4 protein-coding genes and 1 pseudogene are annotated in these 5,820 nt (G+C 44.2%); 4 read left to right on the top strand and 1 reads right to left on the bottom strand.

Going from position 1 to position 5,820, the window contains the following annotated elements; translation table 11 throughout:
- The 4 genes from V7659_RS03580 to manA all read left to right on the top strand — a co-directional run.
- On the top strand, positions 1 to 467 hold a 467-nt coding region (locus V7659_RS03580), incomplete at its 5' end, for an ROK family protein (RefSeq protein WP_335538150.1).
- Positions 468 to 758: 291 nt separating this feature from the next.
- On the top strand, positions 759 to 2,513 hold the full coding sequence (locus V7659_RS03575) for an ABC transporter ATP-binding protein (RefSeq protein WP_335538149.1): 1,755 nt from the start codon (positions 759 to 761) through the stop codon (positions 2,511 to 2,513).
- Between the two features lie 7 nt (positions 2,514 to 2,520).
- Positions 2,521 to 4,341: an ABC transporter ATP-binding protein gene (locus V7659_RS03570; protein ID WP_335538148.1), complete on the top strand. Its 1,821-nt coding sequence runs from the start codon at positions 2,521 to 2,523 to the stop codon at positions 4,339 to 4,341.
- 82 nt (positions 4,342 to 4,423) lie between these two features.
- A complete protein-coding gene (gene manA / locus V7659_RS03565; protein ID WP_335538158.1) occupies positions 4,424 to 5,371 on the top strand; it encodes a mannose-6-phosphate isomerase, class I in 948 nt (315 codons plus the stop codon).
- Positions 5,372 to 5,431: 60 nt separating this feature from the next.
- On the opposite strand, the pseudogene V7659_RS03560 reads toward manA, so the two are convergent.
- Positions 5,432 to 5,820: pseudogene (locus tag V7659_RS03560) on the bottom strand (5-methyltetrahydropteroyltriglutamate--homocysteine S-methyltransferase); the annotation flags it as partial.

Raw genomic sequence — 5,820 nt, 5'->3', positions numbered from 1 at the left:
GAATTGGAGCAGGGGCGCTCGTTCAGGGGCAGCTGCTTCAAGGGCATTCTCATCCGGAAATGGGGCATATTCTCGTCAGACCTCATCCGGAGGACCCCTATCAGGGGCGGTGCCCATACCACGGTGATTGCCTGGAAGGATTGGCGGCCGGCCCTGCCATTGAAGGGCGCTGGGGACAAAAAGGGATTGAGTTAGTGGACAGGAATGAAGTGTGGGAATTGGAAGGCTACTATATTGCCCAGGCCCTAATGCAATATATTTTGATTCTTTCTCCGAAAAAAATTATCCTGGGCGGCGGCGTCATGAACCAGAAACAGGTATTCCCTTCTATTTATAAGCATTTGAAGGAGTTTCTGCGTGACTATGTTTCCTTGCCGATGCTGTCAGAATATATTGTAAGCCCTGGTTTAGGCAATGATGCCGGGATTACAGGGGCGCTTTTGCTGGCCCATCAGGCCATTGACTGAGAGCAATAATTAATACTAATAGAAGAAACGTGCCACGTCGAAGAGTGGTACGTTTTTTTGTGGGCAAAAGACTTTATTTTAACCAATGAATCTATGTTTTTGCCAATAGGACGGAGGGGAGTGTACTGCTAAAATAATGGAAAGGCTTACATGGTTGCTGGTTTATGGCATAAAAGGAGGTGGAGTTTATCAAAATTTAAACAACCTAATTAAACGATTTTCGAAATATTTCTAACTTAAATCTATATAAATGTAAGGTATGTAAATTTTTAGGTACATAAGGAGGAAAAAATGTTCGTTTTTAAAAAGTTAAAGTCGTTTTATCTTCCTTTTAAAAAGGATTTTATCTGGTCGCTGCTCTTTATGCTGCTTGTCGCTGCGATTACCGTCATCTATCCTGTCATTTTGCAGGTAACCATTGATGATGTCGTGCTTGGGCGGAAATATGACTGGGTCCCGTGGATTGCCTTAGGGTTTATCGTGGTCATGGGGGTGAAAGCCTTCTCTACTTTCATCCAACATTATTTGGCTGATATGTTCGGCATTAAATCCGTGTATGCGCTCCGAAATGCTCTATATGAAAAGCTGCAGCGGCTATCGTTTAGCTATTACGATAACGCAAAGACAGGGGATCTAATGTCTCGTTTGACTGCGGATGTGGAAGGTTTTCGGTTTTTTGTATCCTTCGGCTTTAGCGAGGTCCTTCGCTTTGTCATTGTCGTGGGCACCAGTCTTTGTGTGATGTTCTATTATTCTGTTTCCCTGACTCTGGTCACGATGATGTCACTGCCTTTTTTAAGTGTGGTGGTTTATAAGTTCGATAGAGCCGTTCATCCGGCGTTCCGCGGGATTCGTGAATCGTTCGGGCGCTTAAATACTATGGTGCAGGAAAATATTAACGGGATCCATACGGTTAAAGCCCTGTCAAAAGAAAAGGAGGAAACGAAGCGCTTTAACTCCTCCAATCGGGAGTACAGGACCAAGCAGCTTGCTACGTCGGTGGTATGGTCGAAATATTTTCCGCTGATGGAGCTAATCGGCAATATTTCCGTTGTCGCCTTGCTGGCCTATGGCGGATTTCAAGTGATCAGTGGAGCTTTAAAGCCCGGGGAGCTTGTGGCCTTCTACAGTCTTGTTTGGTATATTATTTGGCCGATTATGAACCTGGGATTCACCATCAATATGTTCTCACAGGCAAAGGCTTCTGGCGAAAGGCTTCTTGAAGTATTGGAAGCAGATGAAACGATTATGGATGGCGATGACATCAGAAATAACGGCAGAATGGCAGGAAAGGTGAACTTCGATCAGGTCACGTTCCACTATCAATCGGAAGAGGCGGCCGCACTTAAGGAAATCACTTTTTTCGCGCCTCCAGGAACAACCATTGGGCTTATTGGCGCAACAGGTTCTGGAAAAACCAGCATGATTCAGCTTCTGTCCCGCTTTTATGAACCGACAGCAGGAACGATTGTGATTGATGATCTACCTATTCAGGAATACGGGTTGAAAATGCTGCGTTCGCAAATTGGCGTTGTCTTACAGGAAACCTTTCTGTTTTCATCCACTATCAAGGCGAATATTGCTTACGGAAGGCCAGATGCGGCGATGGAGGAAATTATCGATGCGGCCAAACGGGCACAGGCTCATGATTTTATTATGGAGCTGCCTGATGGATATGACACGAAGCTGGGTGAACGGGGAATGGGGCTCTCCGGGGGGCAAAAACAGCGGATTGCGATTGCACGCGCCATGTGCATGAATCCGGCGATTCTCATATTAGATGATTCCACTAGTGCGGTCGATATGGAAACTGAATTTCATATTCAAAAGGCCCTTCGAGAAGTCATGAAGGGGAGAACGACTTTTATTATTGCCCATCGTATTTCATCTCTTAGGCATGCCGATGAAATTTTGGTGCTGGATCAGGGAAGAATCATTGAACGCGGCACACATGAACAGCTGCTCGCCCATGGTGGAGCGTATCGGCGTATCTACAATATCCAATATCAGGATCAGGCAGCGATTATGCAAAAGGCGGGAGGATAAGTGAAACATGGAGGAACAACGAAAGAAACAACTCATCCTCGAGCGGTTTCATTACTCTCAGGATGAAGTGATTGATAAATCGTTTAACTGGCAACAGATGTGGCGCTTGCTGCAATACTTAAAGCCCTATACAAAAAATTTGCTGCCACTTTCGTTTATGACAGTGATTATTTCAACAGCCATCCGTTTAATCATTCCGATTTTAATTGGCGTCTATACCCTTGACAAGGCGATTGTTGAAAAAGATACAACCTTATTGCTCCAGCTGATTTTCATCATTTCAGGGTTGTATGTTTTATCCTATTTTGTCAATTTGCTAAGAATCCGCTGGATGAATAAGCTTGGGCAAAATGTCATTTTTGATTTGCGGCAGCATTTGTTTACACATGTACAGTCTTTATCACACAGGTTCTTCGACCAGCGTTCGGGCGGGTCGATTCTTGTGAGGATTATGAATGATATTAATTCCCTGCAGGAGCTGTTTACAAGTGGTGTTATTAATCTATTAACCGATTTTCTCCTATTGCTGTCGGTTATTATTATCTTATTTTCTTTGAATGCAAAATTAACGATTGCGATTATGGTGATTTTGCCGATCATGTTTTTCATCTCCACCAGCCTGCGAAAAAAAATCAGGCTACAGTGGCAATCGGTTCGGCTCGTCCAGTCAAAGCTTAATTCCCATTTGAATGAAAGCATTCAAGGCATCCGCGTCACGCAGGCCTTTACCCAAGAAAAAGAAAACATTCAATTTTTTAAGGGAGTCAACCAGGAAAACTTTGAAACTTGGAAACAAGCAGTCCATAAAAATGCCATGTTTGGACCGTTTGTCGAGATCACCAATGCTTTGGGGACGGCCATTCTCATCTGGTACGGGGCTTTTCTTGTTTCTGGAGGTGAGAGTACAATCGGGGAATTTGTCTCCTTTGCCTTTTATTTAGGGATGTTCTGGGAGCCAATTTCGCGTCTTGGCCAGCTATATAATCAGCTATTGATTGGAATGGCTTCTTCGGAGCGGATTTTTGAGTTTTTAGATGAAAGACCGCTTGTGTCGGAGGCCTCCAAACCTATGATTCTCTCTTCTATTAAAGGGCAGATTGATTTTGAGGATGTTGAATTTTCCTATGATGGATCAAGAAAGGCGTTAAACGGTATTTCTTTTTCGATAAAAGCGGGAGAGACGGTTGCGCTTGTCGGCCATACGGGCTCCGGGAAGACGACCATTGCTAACTTGGTCAGCCGCTTCTATGATTCTACCTCAGGTGTTGTCAAAATTGATGGCCATCCCATTCACGAATTGTCGATTGCGGGTCTCCGCTCACAAATAGGCGTGGTCCTGCAGGATACGTTTATCTTTTCAGGAACGATTATGGAAAATATTCGTTTTGGAAATCCGGGAGCTAGTGACGAGGAAGTGATCGCTGCCGCGAAGGTAGTAGGAGCCGATTCGTTTATTAACCAGCTTGCGAATGGCTATCAAACGGAGGTGGAAGAGCGGGGCAATATCTTGTCGGTGGGTGAGCGCCAGCTCCTTTCTTTCGCCAGGGCCCTTCTCGCTGAGCCAAAAATTCTCATTTTGGATGAAGCCACCGCAAGTATTGACACGGAATCAGAGGTCAAGATTCAAAAGGCATTAAGAACGTTATTAAAAGGAAGAACGGCAATTATGATTGCCCACAGGTTATCAACAATCCGGGAGGCTGACAACATCTTGGTTCTTGATCACGGTAATATCGTGGAGCAGGGAAATCATGAAAACCTCATGGCTAAACAAGGAATCTATTATGAATTAGTGAAAGCCCAATACAAAATGCTTGACCATGGGTGACCATGGGGACGGTTCTTGTGGCTATTTCGGGGCCAGGAGAAACGTCCCCGAGGTGTCAAATTTACATCATTAGGAGGAGGCTATTTTGCAGCCATTAATATTAAAACCTATTTTTAAAGAGAGAATTTGGGGCGGGACGGCATTACAAAAGGAATTTGGATATGAAATTTCATCAGAACTAACAGGAGAATGCTGGGCTATTTCCGCTCATCCAAATGGCCCTTCGGTCATTGAAAACGGTCCATATGCCGGCATGACCTTGGACAATCTCTGGAGTGAGCATCCCGAGGTATTTGGAAGTCCAAAGAAAGAGGTATTTCCGCTGCTTACCAAGATCTTGGATGCCAATATGGATTTATCCGTACAGGTTCATCCCGATGATGCCTATGCAAAGGTGAATGAAAACGGTGAGCTTGGAAAGACAGAATGTTGGTATATTATCGACTGCAAAGAAGAGGCGGATATAATCTTTGGACATAACGCCCAATCAAAGGAAGAACTAATCCAGCGTATTAATGAGGGGGAATGGAACGACCTGCTGCGCCGTGTTAAAATCAAGCCGGGTGACTTTTTCTATATCCCTAGCGGTTCGATCCATGCTTTGTGTGAAGGAACACTCGTATTGGAAACGCAGCAGAGTTCCGACACTACCTATCGGGTTTATGATTTTGATCGTAAGGATGCGGAAGGGAACCTACGTGATTTGCATATAGAAAAGGCGATTGAGGTAACGACAGTGCCTCATCAAAATGCAATGAGTTCGCCGCGAGTGGAGGAACTCGAAAATGCCATGGTTACGACTTTTGTGGAGTCGGAGTTTTTCTCTGTTTATAAATGGGACATCCATGGGAAGGTATCCTTTTCAGTTGATGAGCAATACTTGCTTTTCAGTGTGATTAAGGGCCAGGGATTACTCATCCATAATGGTGAAAAATATGAATTAGGGAAGGGAATCCATTTTATTATTCCTGTTGGGTTTGGTGAGTTTGAGTTGGATGGAGAATGCGAGATAATTGTTTCGCATACTTAATTTTTAAAACCAAGGGGGTGGTTCTTGTGCTAGAACCGTCCCCCACGCTTCCATTTTCTCTTATTTCCACACATCGTTAGCAATCGAAATCACATGTCTAACTTTCTCCCATTGCTGTTCCTCTGTTAATAGATTTCCTTCTTCGGTAGAAGAGAATCCGCATTGCGGGCTTAGGCAAAGTTGGTCTAAGTCTACATACTTTGCTGCTTCTGCAATCCGCGCTTTGATTTGCTCAGGGTTTTCTAATTCACCAAATTTCGAAGTGATCAATCCAAGAACGATTTGTAAATCTTTGCGATTAACGTGTTGAAGCGGCGCAAATCCACCAGAGCGCTCATCATCAAATTCTAAGAACAAGCCATCAAGCTTAAGTTCGCCAAAGATATATTCAGATGCGTTGTCATAACCGCCACTAGCTGTGTATGTTGATTTAAAGTTTCCGCGGCAAA

This window comes from Neobacillus drentensis (assembly GCF_036966985.1).
In the GTDB taxonomy this organism is placed as follows: Bacteria; Bacillota; Bacilli; order Bacillales; family Cytobacillaceae; genus Neobacillus; species Neobacillus drentensis_E.
The sequence above is the reverse complement of the archived record's forward strand: the minus strand, read 5'-3'. Positions and strand labels throughout refer to the sequence as shown.

What these genes read in the sequence shown, in the direction of transcription:
- V7659_RS03570 (WP_335538148.1), top strand. Translation starts at nt 2,521, where the DNA reads ATGGAGGAACAACGAAAGAAACAACTCATCCTCGAGCGGTTTCATTAC.
- V7659_RS03575 (WP_335538149.1), top strand. Translation starts at nt 759, where the DNA reads ATGTTCGTTTTTAAAAAGTTAAAGTCGTTTTATCTTCCTTTTAAAAAG.